The organism is Flavobacterium inviolabile, assembly GCF_013389455.1.
GTDB lineage: Bacteria > Bacteroidota > Bacteroidia > Flavobacteriales > Flavobacteriaceae > Flavobacterium > Flavobacterium inviolabile.
Window position 1 is genome coordinate 1,772,596 of record NZ_CP058278.1, and the last position, 22,198, is coordinate 1,794,793.

Sequence of the window (22,198 nt, forward strand, 5' to 3'; positions counted from 1 at the left end):
TATAACTAATGAAAAAGCAGCTGAACATAATTATAATATTAATGGTTAATATTATATCCGTTTTTAATATGTATTCACAATGTCCAATAGTATTTCCTGTTAATTCAAGTAATGGATCCAAAATTTGTTTAGAAGGAACTCCGGCACCTTCTAATGATATTTGTCTGGAAAATTTAAATGGAGATTTAAAATTCATTTTAAATGGGAACAATCAAAATTCAGATTTATTTACATTCCTAAAGAATGGGAGCTTGCAAATTGGAGATAAAACGGATAATTCATTTAGTAGCCTGATTATTAAGGGCGCTAATAAGCCATTAAATAAAAATGGTAAAAGAGATATTTCATTTGATTTTGAAGATGCTGGAAAATCTAAAATTAGAGCATATCGAGGAGGAGGGTCTGATACTTACCTACAGTTTTTAACTAATCCAGCTAATAGTAATGATATTGAGAATCCTATTGTTAGAATGCATATAAATGAAAACGGGAGAGTTGGTATAGGGACAGAAGAACCGATGGAGATATTAGATGTTAAAGGTAATTTTAGAATTAATTCCTTAAATAACAATAATTATTCAAAATGGAGTATTAATAATAATAACGATTTATTGATAGACAATTCTGTTGGTAAAAAAATGATCTTGCAGGGACCAAATCAGCCTTTAGGAATTGGAAGTATCCGGTATTTGGCATTTGATTTTAAAGATGCTGGTACAGCTATGCTAGGTGCTTATAGAGGAGGAAGCATGGGCACATATTTGCAGTTTTATACAAATGATGAAGGAACTACAGATAATCCATTACCCAGAATGCAGATTAACTCAGATGGTAAAGTGATTATTGGTATGGATACACGAACAGGAATTTCATCACCAGGTAACTATAGGCTTTATGTAGCAGATGGAGTTTTGTCTGAAAAATTTAAGGCAGCAATTAAAACGACATCACAGTGGTCTGATTATGTTTTTGATGATACTTATGAATTAAAACCATTAGAAGAAGTTGAGGAGTTTATAAAGGTTAATAAACACTTACCTAATATTCCGTCAGCAGAGCAGTTAGTAAAAGATGGAGGGATTGATTTAAGTGAGATGCAGGCTAAGCAAATGGAAAAAATAGAAGAACTGACGTTGTATTTGATAGCGATGAAAAAGGAAATAGAATTGTTGAAAAAAGAAAATAAAGAGCTAAAAGAATCCAGATGAAAAAGATAATAATCTTATTGTTTTGTAATTCAGTGTTTTCGCAATGTCTTACAAATGTTAATATTTCGACCTCAAATTACAGTACTGTATTGACCGAATCATCAACGTATATCAAAATAAATTCTTCAGTAGCTTCTGCTATAAAAGTTAAATTAGATGCAAATCCAAATAATGGATATGTAGAAATGAATCCCGGGTTTATAGCCTTTCCTGCTCTAGATGGAGAATTTATAGCACAAGCTTTAGACGGGTGTGGTGTTTTGATACCTAGTAAGAATAATTTAGAGGATAGTGTTATTAATAATGCTTTTTCAGATTTAAATATATCACTTTATCCTAATCCTACAATTGATAAGGTTAATATCTCGTTTAATAGTCTTAATGATTTGTTGTATGATTTTCAAATTTTTGATATCAATGGAAAATTAATTTTAGAAAAAAGGATTAAATCGAATGAGAAAAATTGTTTAATTGATCTTACCGCTCTGCAGTCTAATGTTTATATCTATAAATTAAAATCTGGTACTACTATTAAGGAAGGGCGAATAATAAAAAGACAATAGTGATTGTACAAATAATATCTTTGAAGCAACAATTATTACAATAACGGTAGAATTGAAAGGAAATTATGGTAATTGTAATATTGATGGTGAATGTAACTATTTTATAGTCTGGAAGTTAATGGGTTGAAACCGGAAGGAAGTATCAGTTAATAGAGAATTGGATTTAAATGTTGTCAAAAATACCTGAAAAGCAAAAGCCGCTGAATTTTCAGCGGCTTTTGTTGTCCTGTTGGGACCAGTTTTGAATTGTTTTCTGTAGGATTTTTAGAGCCTCCGGAATGTTGTTAAGGAAAGCGTCTTAATAATGTAAACATCAGGGGCTGTTCTTTGAATCTTTACGGTTGATATCAGCAAGGGAATAGGATGATTATTTAGATACCATAGGCATGCATCCACCTTTTTTTAATTTCTTCGGTTATGTGGTTGTATTCAACATCTATGCCTTTTGAAAGAGGATCAACAGGGGTGCGTAGTGGTCTTTTTCCTTTTTCGGTGTTAACAAGGCGCAGCGCGGCATCTGCGATGAGTTGCGGGTTTGGTGCGAATTCGGTGAAAAGTTTTCCAAATGCCTGCCGGATATTTTGCTGTACCTCCGTTAGTGCGGGTCCGTATGATTCCTGAATACCTTCACGGTCCCCGTTTACATGTACCTTACTGATAATTTCGGTCAGGAAACCTCCGGGTTCCAGGAGTACAGCTTCTACTCCCTGTCCGATTAACTCCGTATAGGCACCTTCTATAAACCCTTCCAATGCAAATTTACTGGCGTTATAGGCAGACTGCAACGGAAGCGAAATACGGCCAACCTGACTGGAAACGGTGATGATAAGGCCATCCTTTGCCGCACGCATAGCAGGCAGTACCGCATTGTTTACCCTGAGCACTCCCCAGACGTTCACGTCAAATAGTTTTTGGACCTGTGGTACCGAATAGGATTCCAGCACACCGCCGCCATAGATTCCCGCATTGTTGATCAGTACATCGATCCGGTTATGTTGGGCATATATTGCAGCGATGGCACGGTTCACAGCGGTATCATCCGTTACATCCATATCGATCACGGTTGTGTTGGGTAAAGCTCCCAATGTTTTGGCATGTTCCGCATTGCTGCCCGTGACATTGCGCATCGTAGCGATTACGGTATGACCCTCTTTATCGAAAGTACGCACCATTAAGGCACCGAAGCCGGTACTGGAGCCTGTAATTACAATTACTTTTTTCATTTTGCTTTTTTTGTTGTCCTTAATTCATTTTTTACTGTTTCAGGATGACCGGCCGGAATCCTTTTTGTGTTTAAAATCAAATTACTGTCTGTGCATAACATCGTTCAGATGCCTGAAAGCAGCATTTGAAATGCGGTTGCAAATTAAGATAGTTTTACTTTCCTTTGTATAGTCCTTTCCCAAAGGAAAGTGAAGTAATAGTACACAAAAAAATGGCGGTAAAAAAAGTACATTCGAGCTGTCTGGAAACGGTAAAACCCGTTCGGGACGCACTGGAGGTTTTAAATGGTAAATGGAAATTGTCGATCATCATATCGGTAGCGGTGGGTAATGAACGCTTTACGGATATACAGGACAGTATTCCGGGAATTACACCCAAAGTCCTGGCTAAAGAACTTAAAGAACTCGAACAGCATCAGCTGATCAAAAGGACCGTAATAGACGATTATCCGGTGAAGATTGTTTACCGGCCGGAACCTTATGCGGCTACCCTGAATCCGATTATCTTCGCTTTAAAGGACTGGGGACTGAACCACCGTAAAAAACTTTTTGATAAAGGATATGTAATGGAGGATTTAGGAGCGGCACCGGAGTGTTTACCGGCTGATTAGAAGGAATTTTTTCTGTATGAGTCGTCCTAAAATAGGTTGACAGATTTTAGAATAAAAATATATTAACCAGTCAGGTTTACCTGGCTGGTTTTTTCATGTATAAAATTAGGCGTTTTCATCATTAAACTCAAATGAGGTCTTTTAGCATTATACGTTTCTATCGCTGTTTTTATAAGCTTTCCTAAAGTCTGACCATCTTTGCATTTATAAAACAAGAATTCGTTTTTTAAAATTCCGTTTATTCTTTCAGCTAAAGCATTTTGATAACAATCATATCCGTCAGTCATAGAGGGTGTAATACCGTTTTTAGCTAATACTTCCTGATAAATTTTAGAACAATATTGTAATCCTCTATCGGAGTGATGTATCAGGGGTAATGTTGATTTCCTATTCTGTATAGCCATTTTTAATGCCTGTACCACATTTTCAGAACTCATATCATCACTCAGCTTATACCCCATTATTTTTCTGCTATAAGCATCAGTAACTAAAGACAGATAATGGGTTTTCCGGGATGATTTGACATAAGTGATGTCGCTTACATATACCTGTTCAGGACGTTTAATCTCACACTCTTTCAAAAGATTTTCGTACTTGTGTAGCCAATGTTTAGAATAGGTAGTTTTAGTGTAACTCTTCATTGGTTTAACAAGTAACTTCTCCCTTCTTAGATAACCAAATAAGGCATCACGACCTATCTTTACACCCTGTTGATCAAATTGCTTCGAAAGTAGGTAATATAGTTTACGTGTCCCTATACGTGGCATTTCCAATCGCAAAGAAAGAACCAGATGCTTTACTTTGAGTAACTCAGATTCCCGATCGAGGATTCTTTTTTGTTCCTGATATATAGCTTGCCTACTTATCCCAAACAATCGGCAACTTTTGGACAAACTTATTCCTGCTCCTTCCCGGAGTCGGAAGATGGTTTGGGAGAAAACTTTTTTCGGATCTGGGTTCCGTACTGACTATCAGAAATGTCGATCATCGTATTGAGAATCTTATTTCGAAGTTTCTCACCTGCCAGTTCTTTCTCTAATCGTTTAATAATCTGAGCCGGGGTTTCTTTAGATTTAGACATAAATAACAGATTTGGTTTACTCCAGTCTAAGTTACCATATTTTCGCAGCCAAACCAAAACAGTACTTCTGCCTTGGATACCGTAAACAGTTTGAGCCTGTTTATAGGTCATTTCGCCTTGTTCAACTCGGGAAACTACAGCTAATTTAAAAGCCATATTATAATCCTTTTGAGTACGCTTAACTCGCGTTGTTGTTGTGTCTTTCATAATAAGTCGATTTTGTGTCAACTTATTTCAGGACGGGACAGTAAACAAAAAAAAGCCCTAACTTTCGTTAGAGCTTTTCGTCGGGGTGGCAGGATTCGAACCTGCGACCTCCTGGTCCCAAACCAGGCGCGATGACCGGGCTACGCTACACCCCGTGTGTTCTGTAATTGTGGGTGCAAATATAGAACTTAATTTTAATTTCCAAAATCTTTTTTTGAAATAAATCATTTTTATTTTAGAATAGTTAAAACTAATCTGTTTTGTGTAAAACTTTTTTAATTAAAACTTACATTTGCTATCTAAAAAAAATAAAGCAAAGAATTATGTCAGATACCATCGAAAGAGTAAAATGTTTGATTATCGGTTCGGGACCTGCAGGATATACTGCAGCTATTTATGCAGCCAGAGCAAACATGAATCCTGTTTTATACCAAGGGACACAACCCGGCGGACAATTAACAACAACGAATGAAGTAGAAAACTTTCCGGGCTATCCGGATGGAGTAACCGGACCGGAAATGATGGTGCAGTTACAGGAGCAGGCAAAACGTTTTGGAACAGATGTTCGTGACGGCTGGGCTACCAAAGTTGATTTTTCCGGACCTGTTCACAAAGTGTGGATTAACGATACCAAAGAAATTCACTGTGAAACGGTAATTATCAGTACCGGAGCTTCTGCAAAATATTTAGGATTGCCATCAGAACAAAAATATTTACAATTAGGAGGCGGTGTTTCTGCCTGCGCTGTTTGCGACGGATTCTTCTACAGAAACCAGGAAGTAATTATCGTTGGAGCAGGTGACAGTGCCTGTGAAGAAGCACACTATCTTTCCAAGTTATGTAAAAAAGTGACCATGTTAGTGAGAAGCGAGAAATTCAGAGCTTCCAAAATCATGGAAGACAGGGTTCGTAAAACGGAAAATATCGAAATCCTGTTGAATACGGAAACGGATGAGGTAATCGGAGACGGACAGGTGGTAACGGCTGTTCGTGTTAAAAACAGAACAACCGGAGAATTAAAAGAAATTCCGGTTACAGGGTTCTTCGTAGCGATTGGTCATCAGCCGAACACGGAAATCTTTAAAGAATATATCCAGTTGGACGAAACGGGTTACATCATCAACGAGCCGGGAACGTCCAAAACCAGCGTACCGGGAGTTTTTGTTGCCGGTGATGCTGCTGATCACGTGTACCGTCAGGCAATCACTGCTGCCGGAACAGGTTGTATGGCGGCACTTGATGCCGAAAGATATTTGGCTTCTCAAGAGTAAATACTCCCAATAAAGCATAAAAAAGCCCCGGATTTCCGAGGCTTTTTTGTTATTGTAATTTCTTGTATAATGTCGCGTTATCGGCAAAGTTTTTCATGTCTACCTTAGGCGTTCCGAATAGTTGTATTTCCGATTTTCCTGTGGCAAAAATACTGATCGTTTTTAAAGCATTTACATAACTGCTGGTATACGATTCACTGATTAGCTCCATATCGGTAACAGCGAATTTTTTAGCATTTAAAACAGCATTATTGTCCAGTCTTATTTTAGAGATACCGGAATCACCTTCCAATGTGGCGGTAGCTTTCTGGTACAGGTCAATTTTAGATTCTGCTGCGGCAATTAAAGCTTTTAATTCGGCATTTTTGCTTAATTCAATCGTTGCCGATTCTGCTTTAATGTTTAGCTCTGCTTTACTTTTGTCATTCATGATCAGCGCAAAAACAGAAGACTTTACATTCAGGTATGACTTGGAATAATCAAAATTCTTAACGGTCACATTATCCAGCTGCAAATCTGCCAGGGCATTTAACTTGGTTTCATTTTTAGCAGAAATCATTTTAAGATTGTCGGTATAGGTAACGCGAACGCTTAGTTTTTTAGCATTGGTGATGTCTTTATCGGTATATACCCGTAAAGTACTGCCGTACATTTCGGCTTTAATCGCTTCGTGCAGGTTGTCATCGGCTTCAATTTCCAAAGCCTGTTTGTCGCCTTTTACAAGGAATACTTCAAGATTGTCTTCGAATTCCAGGCTTTCAAATTTATCAACGTCTTTTTGGGTAACCGTTACAATTTTAGAACCTTTTAGTTTTTCTTTTTTCTGAGCAAAAGAAAAGGCAGTAGTAAGCAGTAGGGCAAATAATAAAATCGTTTTTTTCATGAACTATAAATATTTGAAGCGCAAATTTAGGCAAAAAAATATCCGTTTCTAAATGTTTTGAAACGGATATTCGGAAGTTATTCGGTTACTGATTTGATATTATCATCCGGTATACGGTCTATCAGATAATTGTAAGGATCAATACCGGCCTGTGCAGGTATTTCTTTTGTTTTGAATGTGAAGGTGTTATCTTTTTTGGTAATCTTATAGCGTTTGTAGGCCAGCACTTTTCCGGTGGTGGCTTCTCCTTCCGGTTTGGCAAAAACAGCCACGTCGATATAATCGGCTATCGGCATTTTTGTTTCAATACCTAAGGAATCCGAACGGAATTTTTCGGAAGACGTTTTAAAGGTCACTTCATATTCTGCGCCCAGTTTTTTATACTTAGCTTCGGTCACCCTATTTGAAAATAAAGTAATGTTTTCAAACATATCACGAATCAGGTATTTTAAACTGTCCGGTGTTACTTTCCGGAATTCGTTAACCGCATTGATGGAAGTCGGGTAAGGCGGATTTTTATAGGCATAGGATTTAATCAGGTTGGCTAAAGCTGTATTTACATTTTGCTCACCCACCATTTCCTTTAGGTAGTACATCACCACACTGGCTTTGTTGTAATGAATATACTGCTGGCTTTCTGTTTTCATCAAAGGACGTTCTGCTTCAAATTCGGAACTTCTGCCGCTTAAATAACGGTCCATTTCATATTTCAGGAATTTCTTCATTTTGTCTTTTCCATATTCTTTTTCCATCACCATTAAAGCCGAATACTGCGAGAATCCTTCGCTCATCATTTCGCTTCCCTGCATGTTAGCTCCACAAACCTGGTGTGCCCAGTATTGGTGTCCCATTTCGTGTGCAACTACATAGAATACCTGGTCAATGTCGTCTTTGGTAACTTCTCTAAGGTCAACAATAAAACCAATTCCTTCACTATAAGGCATCGTACCCGGAAATGCCTGTGCAAAACTGGCATATCGCGGGAATTCAATGATGCGGCATTGTTTGTGGTAATACGGACCAAAGTTTTGCGTGTAGTATTCCAGTGATTTTTTCATGCTCTTCATCATGTTCGGAACATTATAGGCATGTTGCTTGTCATAGTAAACTTCTAAATCGATACCGTTCCATTTTTCGCGGGCCACCTGGTATCGGGCAGAAATAAAGGAATAGAAATTTAAAGACTGTTTGTCCAGTTTGTAACGGAAATATTTTCTGCCGTTTGCGTCCCAGCTTTTTAATAAGGTACCCGGTGCAATGGCAATCTGATCCGGTTCGGTGCTTAAAGTAGTGGTTACTTCAACCCAGTCCGAATCGTTGCTGATGTATGTATTGCCTCTGGCCACCAGATCCGATTCGTTTAGTTTCGGCATTCTGTTGCGTTTCGGAAGTTTCAGTTTGACACGTTTGTTTTTATCGGAAATCTCATAACCGTTATTGTAGCCGAAAGTAGGCATGAAATCGCTGTTGTTAAAGAACGTTCCGTTTTGCGTTAGCTGGGTAAAGCTCACTTCGTTTTCAAAACCTTTGGTGATTTTAGACAACGCAATACTGATTTTTATCGAATCATTCGGAGCCAATGGTTTTTCCAGCGTATAAATCCGGTAGCTCAAATCGGTATCCTTTACTTTTAATTTCGCTCCCGGAATGCTTATGGTAATGCTGTCCGTTAGTTCCGGCATTGTAAAATGCAGTTCTTTAATTGGTATATTCGATTTGTTTTTGGCCCAGGCTTCTACTTTTGCCGACATGCTGCGTTCTTTCGGCATAAGGTCGATGTTGTAATCAAATTTGTAAAAACGCGGCTGGATAAGGTGTTCGAATTTTTTGTATTTCTTTTCGTAGGCCACCTGTTTGTTTTCCATTTGTTTGGAAGAATCGTAAGTGTTCAGGACCTGGGTGTTGTAATACACAAAACCACCGCAAAGCAGGAACGCGAGTATGCTTAGTGAAAGCGGCAGTTTGCTTTCGCTAAAAGAAACTTTGGCCTTTTTCCAGCGGTATTTGAATTGTGATTCTTTGCCGCGAATGTAAAAAGCAGTAATGACAAAGCATAAAATAAGGCAGAACAATGTCCAGTAAATACGAAACCATGTTATAGAAGGAATAAAAGGTCCGTAGCCATTCATGTCAGAGTATTTAATATCCGGTGTTGCCCCAAACGATAACATGTTGCTGTCAATCTCCAGTAGGCCCCAGATAAAACTGTTTACGACTACAAAAGCCACAAAAGCAAAATAAGCAATATAACGGTTGTTAATCAGGTAGTGGAAGAAAAGAGACAGTACAATCATAAAGGTAAAACGGGATAATTTCAGGACTAATAAAGACTTGATATATACACCCGGTTCGTATTTGTAATACCCCTGGAAGGTTTGGGCAATGATCCCGATAACAATAGTACAGCACAGCACCAGCGCAAGCGAAAGAGTGATGGCTAACAGTTTTGAAGAAAACAGGAAACCCGTTTTTACAGGAGTAGCATCCTGTATTTCGTTAATTTTGGCATCGCGTTCTTTCCACACCAAAACGCCGGTATAGAACGTAATAAAACCGATAACAAAAATATCGAATGAACCGGAAATAGTATCAACCACATCATAGGTCACCGGGTATTGTTTTACCCCATACAGGCTTGTAAAGCTCGTCAGACCTGCTACCAGGTTCGCAAGACCAATTACAACAATGATGATAAAAGTCGGGTTTTTAATGATCGCTTTTAACTCGAATACCGTCAGTTTCCAGAAGCTGCCCATTGAAAACCGGAATGTTTCCGGTGTTTTAAGAATAAAACTCGGATTTAATTTTGACAGCTCATTAGCTGTTTTTTCCTTTTCTTTTTTAGGTTTTTCCTTTTTGGTATTGAATGAAAAACGGAAATAGATAACAAACAGTATCGCAAGACTTATTCCCAGCCAGATCAAACGGTTTATTAAAACATCGCCTTCAAGTCCTATGGCATGAAGGTTTTTCTCGGCAACGGTCATGTATTTGGTCATGATGCCAAAAGGCTGCGTACCAAACGGATCCAGGATGTTTGCCAGCCATTCTTTTTGAATATCTCTGGTATAACCTTGTGAAACCCCGTAGAACACCAGGATCAGCATGGCGCCTATAAAAGAAATGATATTGCTTCTGAAAATAATAGCCAGTCCGTATAGCAATACTCCGGAGATGATAACATTCGGAATTCCGAAGACTAATAAGCCCTGAAGGTGTCCGTCCCAGATAATGGCACCGAAACGTTCCGGCGGACTCATGTCGAATACCTGTGCCAGTGGCGGAGCCAATAAAGCCCCGATGGAAACTCCAAGCATCGGAATAAGGGAAACAAGGGTTGCCCCGATGAATTTTCCAAAATAATAATCCCTTTTCTGAATCGGAGAAGAGAAAACAAACTGGTGCATGCCGTATTGAAAATCCCTGTTTGCAGTGGCATTCATAAAGGCTGTTGTCATTAGTAAACAGATGGTAGACATTACCGCATAATAGTTCTGGATAACAAAAGGAGAATTCTTTAAAACATTCCCTACACCGCCGCCAATACTGACATTGTCTGATGCAATGGCAAAAAATACCAATAGTGTATTGATAAAAAGAAAGATCCAGGTCATTGGCGATTTAAGCCAGTATTTTAATTCGTATCGTATAAATTTCCACATAATTTTACTGTTTAGTTTCGGTTAGGCAGTTAGACAAGCTCGTTTAATTTTGCAAAAAATACATCTTCAAGATTCTCTTCGGCTGCAACAAAACCGTCACCCGGTGTTGTTTCGGAAAATATGTGGATAAGGGGCTGACCGCCCACTAATTTGTTCGAGATTACTTTGTACTCATTCTGATAATCCTGTAACGTATGTTTGGCGATTTTGCGTTCCCATACTTTTCCTCTGATCTCCAATAAGGCATCATCGGTATCACCGCTAAACAGCACCTGGCCTTTGTTCATGATCGCCATCTGGGTACACAATTCCCGTACGTCCTGTACAATGTGTGTGGAAAGGATAACGATGGTGTTTTCTCCAATTTCACTCAGGATGTTGTAAAAACGGTTTCTTTCTCCCGGATCCAGTCCGGCTGTTGGTTCGTCAACAATAACCAGCTGCGGATTACCGATCAGGCACTGTGCGATTCCAAAACGCTGGCGCATACCGCCGCTATAGCTGCTCACGGCATTTTTGCGGTGATCCCAAAGGTTTACGTTCACTAATAATTGTTCAACGATTTCCTTACGGTCGGATTTATTGCTAAAGCCCTTCAATAGGGCAAGGTGATCTAATAATTCTACAGCGGAAGTTCTGGGATAAACGCCAAACTCCTGCGGCAGGTAGCCCAATACTTTACGAACCGATTGTTTGTCGTTCAGTACGTCGATGTCGCCTAAGGTAACCGAACCGCTGTCGACATCCTGTAAAGTAGCGAGTGTTCGCATTAAGGAAGATTTCCCGGCACCGTTAGGGCCCAGTAATCCGAACATTCCTTTTTTGATGGTTAATGAAACATTATTTAAGGCATGTACACCATTGCTGTATTTTTTGTCTAAATCTTTAATAACTAATTCCATAATGATATATTGTTTTTTGATTGAGTGTATAAGGATAGGACTTGATTTTAACTTTTTTGTTACACTTATGTAAGTTAATATGTATTTTTTTATTTAGAAAATGTAATTATTCTGAGGAAAGGGTAAAAAAAAACATCCCTGAAGCAGAGATGTCTTTAGCTATTTAGGATGTGGCTTATTCCTGGGAAATACTGCCTCCTGAACTTAATTTTTTAATAAGGTTGTTTGGGGTTCCGATATAGTTTACAGAACTTCCGCTGGATGCTTCTGCCGTTAAACTCTGTGAGGTATTTAACGTAATGCTGCTGCCGCTTGAGGATTCGGCTACGGCATCTTTTACAGCCAGTGCTTTGGCATCGATACTGCTTCCGCTGGAAGAGTCAGAGTCTAAACGGGAGGCTTTTCCGCTGATTTTGATACTGCTGCCGCTACTGCTTTCACAGCTAACGGTTTCGGCTTCCACTTTAATGACAATCCGGCTGCCGCTGCTGGAAGAAAAAGCCATCGCATTATTTTTCAGTACATTTTTACTGCTCACGGAAGAACCGCTTGAAGCTTCAAAAGAATCTAATTTCGGAAGGCTTACATATACTTTTTTCGCTTTTTCATTTTTGATATTGGCATCGGAAGTTATTCGTAATTCGCCGTTTACAACTTCTGTTTTAATGTGGCTTTGCAGGTTTTCATCAGCTTCTACCGTAACTTTTGTATCCGGACTCTGTTCAAGGATCACTTCTAATCCGCGGCTGGCAGATATGGCAGTGAAATTGGACGGAACATTTCTTGTTTTAGTAACGACATTACCATTGCCTTCAACTTTGTTAAGTCCGCTGATGGAGAAGTTGTTACAGGAACTGAAAAGTAAAGCAACTATGGCTGCTACGATTACTTTGGTGATGTGAATGACTAATTTGACCATGACATTTGTTTTTTGATTGATTAATGATTCATTCCGGTATTCCTGATTTGTTTTGTGAAAAGAAAGCTATCCGCAGCAATTGCATTTCGGGATAGCTGTCCTTTCAGGTAGTTATTCGTTATTTTGTATTGATAATTATTTTGTTGTCTTTAATCTCAACACCTTCAACACTTTTGGTCACTTCTTTTTTAGAAGCTTCTTTGATCTGAACGCCTTTTCCGTTAATGGTTACCGTCGTTGAGGTAGAAGTGCTGTCCGGGTTTTCTTCATCTGATTCCTCGCTGTTTTCTTCCGGCGGGCAGTTCAGGCATTTTAATTCTTCTTTTTCTATTCTGTAATAATACTGGTCACTGTCCTCGTTTAAATAATAGTTTGAATAATGGTTTTCCAGATAATTGTCTACATTTTCTGAAGGGTGGATAATGGCACCTTCCGGAAGATAAAGATAAATAAGGACTTTCTGGTGACGGTATTTATTAGCCATACCGGTTAATAAATAATTATCTAAAATTAAAGTATTTCCTTGATTTTCAAAATTATATTTTATTTTTTCAGCTCTTTGTCTGGCATCAGAAAGTGATTTTCCTTCCGATATTTTTTCAATCTGCATATACGGTTCTTCCGAAGTCTTTAAGATATGGATCTCAATGTTGTTCGAATAGATCACATCATTCTGAGCAGAATCCTGTACAAAACGGAAGTCGGTATTACTGTCGGCTGTTTTAGAGAAATAATCATTAAAACGCATTTTGATATTTAAGGTATCGTTTGCAGCAATAGCTAAGTTTTCTTTTTGAACAACTTTACCTTCAAAGCCCACTTCGGTTGCCTGACGGATTCCTACATAGATGAACACCACTATCGAGATGATCCAAACACCTAGCAAGGTAAATTTCGCAATACTTCCGATGGATTTCAAATTGTTCACTAAAATCTTTAATCCCAATAAGAAGAAGAAGAAAAGCGGTATACCAATAGCCAGCAGCATCAGGATGCCTAAAAACCACATCGGCAGATCGGTATAGTTTGAAGCGTTCATATAACTAAACCAGGGTGTATCCGGCATTGTTGCCGTAAAGATCATCATTATGGAAGCAATAGCAACCCCGATTAAACTCATGAATGAGAAAAGCACAATGAAAGCGCCAATGGCTTTGGCAAAAACTCTAAAGATCGTCATGAAAACATCTTCAATGGTTGTTGCTACTTTCGTGGCTCCGGTTTTGGCATTATCGGCTATTTTCTGATGATCCAGATTGTTGATTTTTTCGGAAATCTCGCCAAAACCTTCACGAACCTTCTTTTCGATATTTGAGATTGTGATCGGTTCACCGGTCATTTCTAATTTCTCAGAAGTTGTTTTGGCTTCCGGGATTAAAATCCATAGAATGATATAGGCAACGATACCGGTTCCGAATCCGGCGAAAACCAATACGATTAACAGGATTCGCAGCCAAAGCGGATCAATTCCCAAATAGTGGCCAAAACCTGCCGCTACACCACCTAATAATCCTTTTTCTTTGTCACGGTATAGTTTTTTGGAACCGGACGTACTGTTATAGGCCGTATAAGTTGTATTGGATTCGTTAGCGTCATCTTCAATTCTGTAATCCTCAGGTTGTCCCATTACAGTGATTACCTGATCAATTTCGGTTAAGCCTACAACCTGTTTCTCACTTGAAAGTTTTTCAGATAAAAGTTCGGCAACTCTACTTTCAATGTCATTCATGATTTCATCTCTGCCATCCGGAGAAAGCGAGCGCTTAATAGCATCGAAGTAGCGGTTTAATTTCTGATAGGCGTCTTCATCCATATAAAAGAAAAAACCTCCTAAATTTATACTTACTGTTTTGTTCATGACTATTAGTTTTGGCTAGTTATAATGTTTACTGCATCAGATAATTCTGTCCAGGTATTATTCAATTCTTTTAAAAATTCTTGTCCTTCCTCTGTCAGACTGTAATACTTTCTCGGCGGACCGGAAGTGGATTCTTCCCAACGATAATTAAGAAGACCGTCATTTTTTAATCGTGTCAGCAACGGATATACTGTTCCTTCAACTACTAAGAGTTTTGCGTTTTTTAGAGTGTCCAGAATTTCAGAAGTATAGGCATCTTTTTCTTTTATTACCGAAAGGATGCAAAACTCCAGAATTCCTTTACGCATCTGAGCTTTGGTGTTCTCAATGTTCATAGAATTTCTTTTTTTGGATTAAACTGTTCATTTTTTGATTGATGATTGATGTGATTGATGATTGTATTTTTATTTTAAAAAATTAATGGCTAACGGGTAGTGGTAGCGTTGTCCGTTGCTGCTTTTTACAGCGGCATAAATGACAAGGAAAAATTCCACTACTTTTAATACCCCGAATAAAATCGCCGCTGCTACTGCGATGATAACGATCCCGGTTATGTTCCCGGTTGAAATGTGATCCATTATAAAGTCACCGTTTTCAAAGCTGCTGAAGGATACATTTTTAAATACTACATAAATAAGTATCGGAACAGCAATTAATAATAAAACCAGTGAATATAATAACATGCTCAATTGGAAATTCAATGTTTGTTTTCCATTATAGTCTACAAAATCCGATTTGTCTTTTTTTAAGGCCCATATTAAAATAGGGAAGAAATAATTGCCAAACGGAATAAAATACTGAGTTAAAGTACTCAAGTGTAATATTGTAGCGGTGTTCTTTTCATTAGTTGTTGTCATAATAGTTCGTTTTTTGATTGATGATGGATGATTGATTGATGATGATTTCAAATAATACTATTGATTAGCTATTATTTTCTTATGCAAATATATGGCTAAAAGAAAGTATCTTGCAATGCATAGTACATTAATTTAACTTTTATTTAACATTTTTAAATTTTGTATGATTGCATAGTATTTTTTGTATTTTTATAGAAAAAACAACAGCTATGGAATTTACCCCGTCAAAATTAAATACCTTTTTATTCTTTAAATTACCATCGGCATTTTGGAGTGGTGTCAGGGTTAAAAAGATCTCGGCTGCTTCCTGTCTGGTTTCGGTAAAGCATCGCTGGATTAACCAGAATCCTTTTAACTCGATGTATTTTGCGGTTCAGGCCATGGCGGCCGAATTGACAACAGGTGCATTGGTGATGTACCAGATACAGCAAAGCGGCAAAAAAATATCCATGCTGGTGGCGAATAATAAAGGGAACTTTTCCAAAAAGGCAAAAGGGAGAATAACTTTTGTGTGCAATGACGGTCATTTAATTGAAGAAGCGATTAAGCAAACGGTTGCTACCGGTGAAGGGCAGACCTTCTGGATGAAATCGATCGGAACCGATGAAAAAGGGGATCAGGTTTCTGAAATGGATTTTGAATGGAGTGTGAGAATCAAGTAGGATTCTGCTGCTGATTTTATAAAGTTAAACCTAACTTAAATAGCTTTCATATTATTCTTATTGCATATAAATTTGTAATAAAAAGCTGAAAATGAAATGGATGAAGCAGTTTTGAAAGCGGGCTCGAATCATTTTATAATCAGTAAAAAGAAAGAGGAAATATGAAAGTTTTAATTACAGGAGCTACCGGTTTAGTAGGGAAAGAATTGGTTTCGTTGCTGTTACAAAACGGTGTAGCGATTCATTATCTTACCACTTCCAAAAAGAAAATTGAAGGAGAAGCGTTGTATCAGGGGTTTTTCTGGAACCCGGAACAGGGGCTAATCGATGAAAACTGCCTGCTGGGTGTGGATGTCATTATCCATCTGGCTGGAGCCTCGATATCCAAACGCTGGACAAGTTCCTATAAAGAAGAAATTATCGAAAGCCGGATCCTATCGGCTAATGTGCTGTATAAGGCACTTAAAAACAATCCCAATCAGGTTAAACAGATCATCAGTGCTTCGGCTGTCGGGATATACCCGGATAGTCTAACGGCGGTATATGGCGAAGAGGAAAAAGCGGTGAGCGATACTTTTCTGGGTAATGTGGTCCTGAAATGGGAAGAAGCGGCAGAACAATTCAAAAGACTGGATATTGCGGTCTGTAAGCTGCGTTTCGGTCTGGTATTGTCCGGCCAGGGTGGTGCTTTACCCAGTATGGTAAGGCCGGTAAAAATGGGAATCGGTTCCGGTTTCGGCTCCGGCAAACAATATTTTTCCTGGATACATATACACGATCTGGCAGACATGATCTATTTCGCGGTTCAGAACAACTGGAGCGGTGTGTATAATGCTGTGGCGCCCAATCCGGTTACCAATAACGAATTGATGAAGGCGATAGCAAAAGCCCTTCAAAAAGATATCGTGCTGCCCAATACGCCGCGTTTGTTAATGAAACTGCTGCTGGGTGAAATGCATCTTTTGCTGTTTGAAAGCCAAAAGGTGAGTGCACAGAAAGTTTTGGATAACGGCTTTCAGTTCAAATACAAAAATCTGGATAAGGCACTGGACAATCTGTTATAGCCGGAAACAAAAAAAGTGCTGAAATTTTCAGCACTTTAGTGGAATTATAATCGTAAGTAAGATGAAGTAATAAATTATTTTGTTGCTTTTACGCTAACTTTTAGTTCGATATCGTCATTGATAAATTTGTCACCTAAATTGTCAAAAACAGATTTAGAGCCATAATTTACATTCCATAATGTTCTGTTAATGGTAAAAGAATCACTGTCAATACTGATGCCTTTATCGTCAACCGTAACGGTTGCAGGGAACTTAACGCTTTTGGTAATATCTTTTAAGGTTAAGTTACCTTCTATCATTTTCTTGCCGGCTTCGTCGGTTACTTTTGTAATCTCGAAAACACCTTCAGGGTATTTTTTTGTATTGAAGAAATGATCAACATCGCTTTCTTTTCCAAGACCTTTTAAATGTCCTTCCAGTGATGCTTTGTCATCACCTTTTAAATCGGTTACAGTAATGGAAGTCATGTCGATGAAAAACTTACCGGTTTCGATAACGCCGTCTTTGGCATACAATTCACCATTTTTCAAAGCGATGGTTCCGGTGTGCTTTCCTGTTGGTTTGGTTGCTACCCAGTTTATAGTAGAAGCTTTCGCGTCAACATTAAACTTTACGGCTTCGTTTGAAGTTACCGGTGCCTCAACAGTTTCTTTTATTTCTGCTTCATTAGCCTTGTCTTTTTTACAGGAAACAACAGATAATGTTGCCAAAACCAATAAACTTAAAATGCCTTTTTTCATAGAAATTAATTTTTTAGTTTCCACAAACTTATCGAAATCAAATTGAAAACTTCTTAAAATTATATTAAATTTCTTTTATAAAATACTATGAAAGCATACTTTTTTATCGTTTTTGAGTCGCTTTTACATTTTTTATAAAGGCTGCCGGAAGCAGGAATTACGCCAGATCCGGCCTGAAAAAACGGCCACTTATACTGCCTTAAACAATGGAAAATGAAAATAGTAGGTGACAAATTGACATTTTTAAATATTTGGCAATACTTTTGCAATCCGAAAATGACACGATTATAGCATAATGTTCAAGAAAATATTTAAAAATATGAGCCAGGAAAATACTGAAAACATAGAAAAAGAGCAATTACAAGGAGATAATGTTTCAGAAAACCAAGCAATTCCTCAGCCGGAACTTACCGTTGAGGAGCAGTTACAGGAAGAAGTAGCCAAAGAAAAAGACAAATTCCTGAGATTGTTTGCGGAATTTGAAAATTATAAAAAGCGTACTTCAAAAGAACGTTTGGAATTGTTTAAAACGGCCAATCAGGAAGTATTGCAGGCAATGCTGCCGGTAGTGGACGATTTTGACAGAGCCTTGCCGGAAATTGCAAAAACATTGGGTGATGAAAACCTGATGAAAGGCGTGAGTTTGATTTATGAAAAATTAAAATCCACTTTAGTAGCTAAAGGACTTGAGGAAGTAGCAGTAAAAGCAGGTGATGCTTTTAATGCAGACTTCGCTGAGGCAATTACATTAATCCCGGCACCTTCAGAAGACCTGAAAGGTAAAATAGTGGATGTAATTGAAAAAGGGTATAAACTTGGGGATAAGATTATCCGATTCCCTAAAGTAGTGGTAGGACAATAATAAAAGAATAGCAATAGAATTACAAAAAGCAAGCCGAAAGAGGGACTACCGACAGCGATTTGCTTTTTGTGATTTGATATTTACGAACGTAATCAGTTTATGAAAAAAGATTTTTACGAAATATTAGGAATAGATAAAAGCGCTACGGCAGAGCAGATCAAAAAAGCTTACCGTAAAAAAGCTATTGAATATCATCCTGATAAGAATCCGGGAGATAAAGAAGCGGAAGAAAAATTCAAAGTAGCAGCCGAAGCTTATGAAGTGCTGAGTGATCCTGACAAAAAAGCACGTTATGACCAGTATGGTCATGCAGCCTTTGACGGTGCAGGAGGATTTGGCGGCGGCCACATGAATATGGATGATATTTTCAGCCAGTTCGGAGATATTTTCGGAAGCGCTTTTGGCGGCGGATTCAGTGGATTCGGTGGCGGATTCGGCGGTGGCGGTGGTCAGCGTCGTATGAAAGGAAGCAATTTGCGTATTAAAGTAAAATTAACTTTGGAAGAAATTGCGAACGGTGTTGAGAAAAAAGTAAAAGTAAAAAGAAAAGTTCAGGCTCAGGGCGTTACTTATAAAACCTGTCCAACCTGTCACGGATCGGGTCAGGTAACCAAAATTACCAATACGATTTTAGGAAGAATGCAAACTGCTTCTCCGTGTCATACCTGTAGCGGTACCGGTCAGATTATTGACAGCAAACCTTCGCAGGCAGATGCTCAGGGAATGATTTTGGAAGACGAAACCGTATCAATCAAAATCCCGGCAGGTGTTGTGGATGGCATGCAGTTAAAAGTAGCCGGAAAAGGGAACGATGCTCCGGGAGCAAACAGCGTACCGGGTGATTTAATTGTTGCCATTGAAGAAGTAGAGCACGAAAAACTAAAGCGTGAAGGCGAAAATTTACATTATGACCTGTATATCAGTTTTGCGGAAGCAGCCTTAGGGACTTCCAAAGATATAGAAGCCGTAAACGGTAAAGTTCGTATCAAACTGGAAGAAGGAATTCAGTCCGGAAAAATATTACGTCTCAAAGGAAAAGGAATACCAAGTCTAAACAGCTACGGAAGTGGTGACTTACTGGTTCACGTTAACGTATGGACGCCAAAAACACTAAACAAAGAACAAAAACAGTTCTTTGAAAAGATGGTGGATGACGAGAATTTTATTCCAAATCCTGAGAAATCAGACAAATCATTTTTTGAAAAAGTTAAAGACATGTTTTCATAATGATTATAAAAGTTATACTTTTGAGAATCACTAGTTAAGGCTGGTGAATTCTTTTTCATAGCAATTTTTCCCATCCTTGCGAAAATCGAGGGTGGGTTTTTTGTAACAATTGGAGCCAGTGCGTGTCTAATTTATTACTTTTACAAAAATCTATTCTAACAAATGAGTTCAATCTTAGAGGTTAAAAATGTAGTAAAACAATATGGTGATTATACTGCATTAAATAATGTTTCCTTACAAGTACCCAAAGGAAGTATCTACGGACTTTTAGGCCCTAACGGAGCCGGAAAAACATCCCTGATTCGTATTATAAACCAGATTACACTGCCGGATAGCGGAGAGGTGATCCTTGACGGTGAAAAACTGTCGCCGCATCACGTACAGCATATCGGCTATATGCCGGAAGAAAGAGGACTGTATAAAACCATGAAAGTGGGAGAACAGGCCTTGTACCTGGCGCAATTGAAAGGATTGTCAAAAGAAGAAGCGAAAAAACAGCTGCAATACTGGTTTGAAAAATTAGAGATCCAGGGATGGTGGAATAAGAAAATCCAGGAACTTTCTAAAGGGATGGCACAAAAAATCCAGTTTGTGGTAACGGTATTGCACCAGCCAAAACTGTTGATTTTTGATGAACCGTTTTCGGGATTTGACCCGGTAAATGCCAACCTTATCAAAGACGAAATATTAGAATTAAAGAAAAAAGGGGCTACCATTATCTTTTCGACCCACCGTATGGAAAGCGTGGAAGAAATGTGTGACGATATTGCGCTGATCCACAAATCCAACAAACTGATTGAAGGCAAACTGGTGGATGTTAAAAAAGAACACAGAACCAATTCTTTCGAAGTGGGCGTATTGTCAGACAATGTAGAACGCTTAATGTATGAGCTAACGCAGCAGTTTACGCTGCAGCAAACAAACTTTAAATCGTTAAACGACGAGTTGAAACTGGAAGTGCAAATCGGAAATCAGACGCCTAATGCGCTTTTAAACATACTGACGCAAAACGGGCAGGTAACCCATTTTGTGGAAAAAATTCCAAGTGTGAACGATATTTTTATTCAAACAGTAAGTCAGAAATAATGAGTGTTTTAGCCTTAATTATAAAGAGAGAATTTATCGCCAAAGTGCGTAATAAGTCATTCATTGTAATGACGTTCCTGAGTCCGTTATTAATTGTCGGGATGTCATTCTTAATCGGCTATCTGGCGAGTATGAATGATGATGAAGTGAAAAAAATCGCCATTCATGATGAAGCCGGAATTTTAAAACAGGATTTTAAGAATACCAAAAAAATAACCTACGTTGACCTGTCGGCTATGCCGCTGAAAACCGCTAAGGATACCGCCAGTAAAAATTATGAAGGAATGATCTACGTTCCGAAAGTGGCCGATCCGAAAGAATTGCTGAACAAAGTAGAATACATTTCCGACGACAGTCCGAATATGGATTTCATTGTCGAGGTAGAAAAGGTTATCGATAATCAGCTGACAAGAGGAAACCTGAAAGCGCTGGGTTTTGACTATGATAAAATTGAAAAAGCCAAAACAAATGCCAACATCCATTTAACCAGCTTTAATGGAGAAGAGCGTTTTAAATGGCTGAATATCATGAAAGTTGTTATTGGCGGTGCTTTTGGTTACCTGATTATGATGTTCATTATCATCTACGGAAACTTTGTAATGCGCAGCGTTATTGAAGAAAAGACAAACCGTATTATCGAAATTATTATATCGTCTGTAAAACCTTTCCAGCTGATGATGGGTAAAATCATCGGGAACTCGCTGGCCGGTATTCTGCAGTTTGCAATATGGGCGATAGTGGGAGTGATCCTGCTGGTTGGGGTTTCCTCATTCTTTGGCATCCAGACCGGTACGCAGGCAACTGTGGATCCGGAAATGCTGAATGCAGCACAACAGGAAATGGGTGGAACGATCCAGGCATATATCAGAGAAATTTTCAACCTTCCTTTGGGAACACTGGTAAGCTGTTTTGTAATCTACTTTATTGGCGGTTACTTTTTATACAGCTCCCTTTATGCGGCAATCGGCGCTGCAGTAGATAGCGAAACCGATTCGCAGCAATTTTTACTGCCTATTCTGATGCCGATGATGTTAGGGGTTTATGTTGGTTTTTTCACGGTGATGAACGATCCGCACGGAACCGTTGCAACGGTTTTCTCCATTATACCGTTAACCTCACCAATAGTTATGCTGATGCGGATTCCGTTTGGCGTGCCTTGGTGGCAATTGGTACTTTCCATAGCATTGCTGTTCGGAACATTCCTGTTAGTGGTGTGGTTTGCATCAAAAATCTACAGAGTCGGAATCCTGATGTACGGTAAAAAACCAACCTGGAAAGAATTATTCAAATGGTTAAAATATTAAACTAAGGA

Annotated in this window: 20 protein-coding genes and 1 tRNA gene; 10 read left to right on the forward strand and 11 right to left on the reverse strand. The window is 38.6% G+C overall.

Features of this window, described 5'->3' with window-relative positions; all coding sequences use genetic code 11:
* The first annotated feature begins 8 nt into the window (after positions 1-8).
* The gene (locus HW120_RS07820; RefSeq protein ID WP_177732922.1) at positions 9-1,208 is read left to right on the forward strand and encodes a hypothetical protein; all 1,200 of its coding nucleotides are present in this window, start codon (positions 9-11) and stop codon (positions 1,206-1,208) included.
* Positions 1,205-1,771: a T9SS type A sorting domain-containing protein gene (locus HW120_RS07825; protein ID WP_177732924.1), complete on the forward strand. Its 567-nt coding sequence runs from the start codon at positions 1,205-1,207 to the stop codon at positions 1,769-1,771. The genes HW120_RS07820 and HW120_RS07825 overlap by 4 nt, the downstream gene beginning before the upstream one ends.
* Positions 1,772-2,142: 371 nt before the next feature.
* Here the strand turns inward: HW120_RS07825 and HW120_RS07830 are convergent, their stop codons facing one another.
* The gene (locus HW120_RS07830) at positions 2,143-2,994 is read right to left on the reverse strand and encodes an SDR family oxidoreductase (protein ID WP_177732926.1); all 852 of its coding nucleotides are present in this window, start codon (positions 2,992-2,994) and stop codon (positions 2,143-2,145) included.
* A gap of 212 nt (positions 2,995-3,206) precedes the next feature.
* On the opposite strand from HW120_RS07830, the gene HW120_RS07835 reads away from it, so the two are divergent.
* On the forward strand, positions 3,207-3,605 hold the full coding sequence (locus tag HW120_RS07835) for a winged helix-turn-helix transcriptional regulator (protein WP_177732928.1): 399 nt from the start codon (positions 3,207-3,209) through the stop codon (positions 3,603-3,605).
* A gap of 62 nt (positions 3,606-3,667) precedes the next feature.
* On the opposite strand, the gene HW120_RS07840 is transcribed toward HW120_RS07835, so the two are convergent.
* Positions 3,668-4,893, reverse strand: a protein-coding gene (locus HW120_RS07840; RefSeq protein ID WP_394353016.1) for an IS3 family transposase whose coding sequence is annotated in 2 segments (ribosomal slippage) — positions 3,668-4,545 and positions 4,545-4,893 — 1,227 coding nt in all. Because the reading frame shifts where the segments join, the coding sequence is not laid out codon by codon here.
* A gap of 80 nt (positions 4,894-4,973) precedes the next feature.
* A tRNA-Pro gene (locus HW120_RS07845) sits at positions 4,974-5,048 on the reverse strand.
* Positions 5,049-5,216: 168 nt separating this feature from the next.
* On the opposite strand from HW120_RS07845, the gene trxB reads away from it, so the two are divergent.
* The gene (gene trxB / locus HW120_RS07850; RefSeq protein ID WP_177732930.1) at positions 5,217-6,164 is read left to right on the forward strand and encodes a thioredoxin-disulfide reductase; all 948 of its coding nucleotides are present in this window, start codon (positions 5,217-5,219) and stop codon (positions 6,162-6,164) included.
* Between the two features lie 49 nt (positions 6,165-6,213).
* Here the strand turns inward: trxB and HW120_RS07855 are convergent, their stop codons facing one another.
* From HW120_RS07855 to HW120_RS07885, 7 genes are all read right to left on the reverse strand, one after another.
* Entirely contained in the window at positions 6,214-7,047 is an 834-nt protein-coding gene (locus HW120_RS07855) for a GIN domain-containing protein (protein WP_177732932.1), read from the reverse strand.
* Positions 7,048-7,124: 77 nt separating this feature from the next.
* Positions 7,125-10,709, reverse strand: a complete 3,585-nt coding sequence (locus HW120_RS07860; protein ID WP_177732935.1) for an ABC transporter permease/M1 family aminopeptidase — start codon at positions 10,707-10,709, stop codon at positions 7,125-7,127.
* A 29-nt stretch (positions 10,710-10,738) separates the two neighbouring features.
* The gene (locus HW120_RS07865) at positions 10,739-11,611 is read right to left on the reverse strand and encodes an ABC transporter ATP-binding protein (protein ID WP_177732938.1); all 873 of its coding nucleotides are present in this window, start codon (positions 11,609-11,611) and stop codon (positions 10,739-10,741) included.
* A gap of 175 nt (positions 11,612-11,786) precedes the next feature.
* Positions 11,787-12,530, reverse strand: a complete 744-nt coding sequence (locus HW120_RS07870) for a head GIN domain-containing protein (RefSeq protein ID WP_177732940.1) — start codon at positions 12,528-12,530, stop codon at positions 11,787-11,789.
* A 118-nt stretch (positions 12,531-12,648) separates the two neighbouring features.
* Positions 12,649-14,388, reverse strand: coding sequence for a PspC domain-containing protein (locus HW120_RS07875; protein WP_177732942.1), 1,740 nt, complete (start codon positions 14,386-14,388; stop codon positions 12,649-12,651).
* 5 nt (positions 14,389-14,393) lie between these two features.
* Complete coding sequence (locus HW120_RS07880) at positions 14,394-14,723, reverse strand: PadR family transcriptional regulator (protein ID WP_177732944.1); 330 nt, start codon at positions 14,721-14,723, stop codon at positions 14,394-14,396.
* 69 nt (positions 14,724-14,792) lie between these two features.
* Positions 14,793-15,245 (reverse strand): DUF4870 domain-containing protein, encoded by a 453-nt coding sequence (locus HW120_RS07885; RefSeq protein WP_177732946.1) that lies wholly within the window; start codon positions 15,243-15,245, stop codon positions 14,793-14,795.
* A gap of 209 nt (positions 15,246-15,454) precedes the next feature.
* Here HW120_RS07885 and HW120_RS07890 point away from each other — a divergent pair, with 209 nt between their 5' ends.
* The gene (locus tag HW120_RS07890) at positions 15,455-15,907 is read left to right on the forward strand and encodes a DUF4442 domain-containing protein (protein WP_177732948.1); all 453 of its coding nucleotides are present in this window, start codon (positions 15,455-15,457) and stop codon (positions 15,905-15,907) included.
* A 161-nt stretch (positions 15,908-16,068) separates the two neighbouring features.
* The gene (locus tag HW120_RS07895; protein ID WP_177732950.1) at positions 16,069-16,971 is read left to right on the forward strand and encodes a TIGR01777 family oxidoreductase; all 903 of its coding nucleotides are present in this window, start codon (positions 16,069-16,071) and stop codon (positions 16,969-16,971) included.
* Positions 16,972-17,045: 74 nt separating this feature from the next.
* On the opposite strand, the gene HW120_RS07900 is transcribed toward HW120_RS07895, so the two are convergent.
* Positions 17,046-17,711 carry a YceI family protein gene (locus HW120_RS07900; protein WP_177732952.1) on the reverse strand — a complete coding sequence of 222 codons (666 nt, stop codon included), beginning with the start codon at positions 17,709-17,711 and terminating at the stop codon, positions 17,046-17,048.
* A 319-nt stretch (positions 17,712-18,030) separates the two neighbouring features.
* Between HW120_RS07900 and HW120_RS07905 the strand changes: the two genes are divergently transcribed.
* The 4 genes from HW120_RS07905 (at position 18,031) to HW120_RS07920 (ending at position 22,190) form a co-directional block, all read left to right on the forward strand.
* Positions 18,031-18,573 (forward strand): nucleotide exchange factor GrpE, encoded by a 543-nt coding sequence (locus tag HW120_RS07905; RefSeq protein WP_394353040.1) that lies wholly within the window; start codon positions 18,031-18,033, stop codon positions 18,571-18,573.
* A gap of 99 nt (positions 18,574-18,672) precedes the next feature.
* Positions 18,673-19,800 carry a molecular chaperone DnaJ gene (gene dnaJ, locus HW120_RS07910; RefSeq protein ID WP_177732956.1) on the forward strand — a complete coding sequence of 376 codons (1,128 nt, stop codon included), beginning with the start codon at positions 18,673-18,675 and terminating at the stop codon, positions 19,798-19,800.
* Between the two features lie 162 nt (positions 19,801-19,962).
* Positions 19,963-20,886 carry an ABC transporter ATP-binding protein gene (locus tag HW120_RS07915; RefSeq protein ID WP_177732957.1) on the forward strand — a complete coding sequence of 308 codons (924 nt, stop codon included), beginning with the start codon at positions 19,963-19,965 and terminating at the stop codon, positions 20,884-20,886.
* Positions 20,886-22,190 carry an ABC transporter permease gene (locus HW120_RS07920; protein WP_177732959.1) on the forward strand — a complete coding sequence of 435 codons (1,305 nt, stop codon included), beginning with the start codon at positions 20,886-20,888 and terminating at the stop codon, positions 22,188-22,190. Before HW120_RS07915 ends, HW120_RS07920 begins: the two co-directional genes overlap by 1 nt.
* Positions 22,191-22,198: the final 8 nt, after the last annotated feature.

Bases quoted from the DNA above. Each gene is read 5' to 3' on its own strand.
- HW120_RS07895 (WP_177732950.1), top strand. From the start codon at position 16,069: ATGAAAGTTTTAATTACAGGAGCTACCGGTTTAGTAGGGAAAGAATTG.
- trxB (WP_177732930.1), top strand. From the start codon at position 5,217: ATGTCAGATACCATCGAAAGAGTAAAATGTTTGATTATCGGTTCGGGA.
- HW120_RS07820 (WP_177732922.1), top strand. From the start codon at position 9: ATGAAAAAGCAGCTGAACATAATTATAATATTAATGGTTAATATTATA.
- HW120_RS07915 (WP_177732957.1), top strand. From the start codon at position 19,963: ATGAGTTCAATCTTAGAGGTTAAAAATGTAGTAAAACAATATGGTGAT.
- HW120_RS07825 (WP_177732924.1), top strand. From the start codon at position 1,205: ATGAAAAAGATAATAATCTTATTGTTTTGTAATTCAGTGTTTTCGCAA.
- HW120_RS07905 (WP_394353040.1), top strand. From the start codon at position 18,031: ATGAGCCAGGAAAATACTGAAAACATAGAAAAAGAGCAATTACAAGGA.
- dnaJ (WP_177732956.1), top strand. From the start codon at position 18,673: ATGAAAAAAGATTTTTACGAAATATTAGGAATAGATAAAAGCGCTACG.
- HW120_RS07900 (WP_177732952.1), bottom strand. From the start codon at position 17,711: ATGAAAAAAGGCATTTTAAGTTTATTGGTTTTGGCAACATTATCTGTT.
- HW120_RS07880 (WP_177732944.1), bottom strand. From the start codon at position 14,723: ATGAACATTGAGAACACCAAAGCTCAGATGCGTAAAGGAATTCTGGAG.
- HW120_RS07890 (WP_177732948.1), top strand. From the start codon at position 15,455: ATGGAATTTACCCCGTCAAAATTAAATACCTTTTTATTCTTTAAATTA.
- HW120_RS07855 (WP_177732932.1), bottom strand. From the start codon at position 7,047: ATGAAAAAAACGATTTTATTATTTGCCCTACTGCTTACTACTGCCTTT.
- HW120_RS07865 (WP_177732938.1), bottom strand. From the start codon at position 11,611: ATGGAATTAGTTATTAAAGATTTAGACAAAAAATACAGCAATGGTGTA.
- HW120_RS07860 (WP_177732935.1), bottom strand. From the start codon at position 10,709: ATGTGGAAATTTATACGATACGAATTAAAATACTGGCTTAAATCGCCA.
- HW120_RS07920 (WP_177732959.1), top strand. From the start codon at position 20,886: ATGAGTGTTTTAGCCTTAATTATAAAGAGAGAATTTATCGCCAAAGTG.
- HW120_RS07870 (WP_177732940.1), bottom strand. From the start codon at position 12,530: ATGGTCAAATTAGTCATTCACATCACCAAAGTAATCGTAGCAGCCATA.
- HW120_RS07875 (WP_177732942.1), bottom strand. From the start codon at position 14,388: ATGAACAAAACAGTAAGTATAAATTTAGGAGGTTTTTTCTTTTATATG.
- HW120_RS07830 (WP_177732926.1), bottom strand. From the start codon at position 2,994: ATGAAAAAAGTAATTGTAATTACAGGCTCCAGTACCGGCTTCGGTGCC.
- HW120_RS07835 (WP_177732928.1), top strand. From the start codon at position 3,207: ATGGCGGTAAAAAAAGTACATTCGAGCTGTCTGGAAACGGTAAAACCC.
- HW120_RS07885 (WP_177732946.1), bottom strand. From the start codon at position 15,245: ATGACAACAACTAATGAAAAGAACACCGCTACAATATTACACTTGAGT.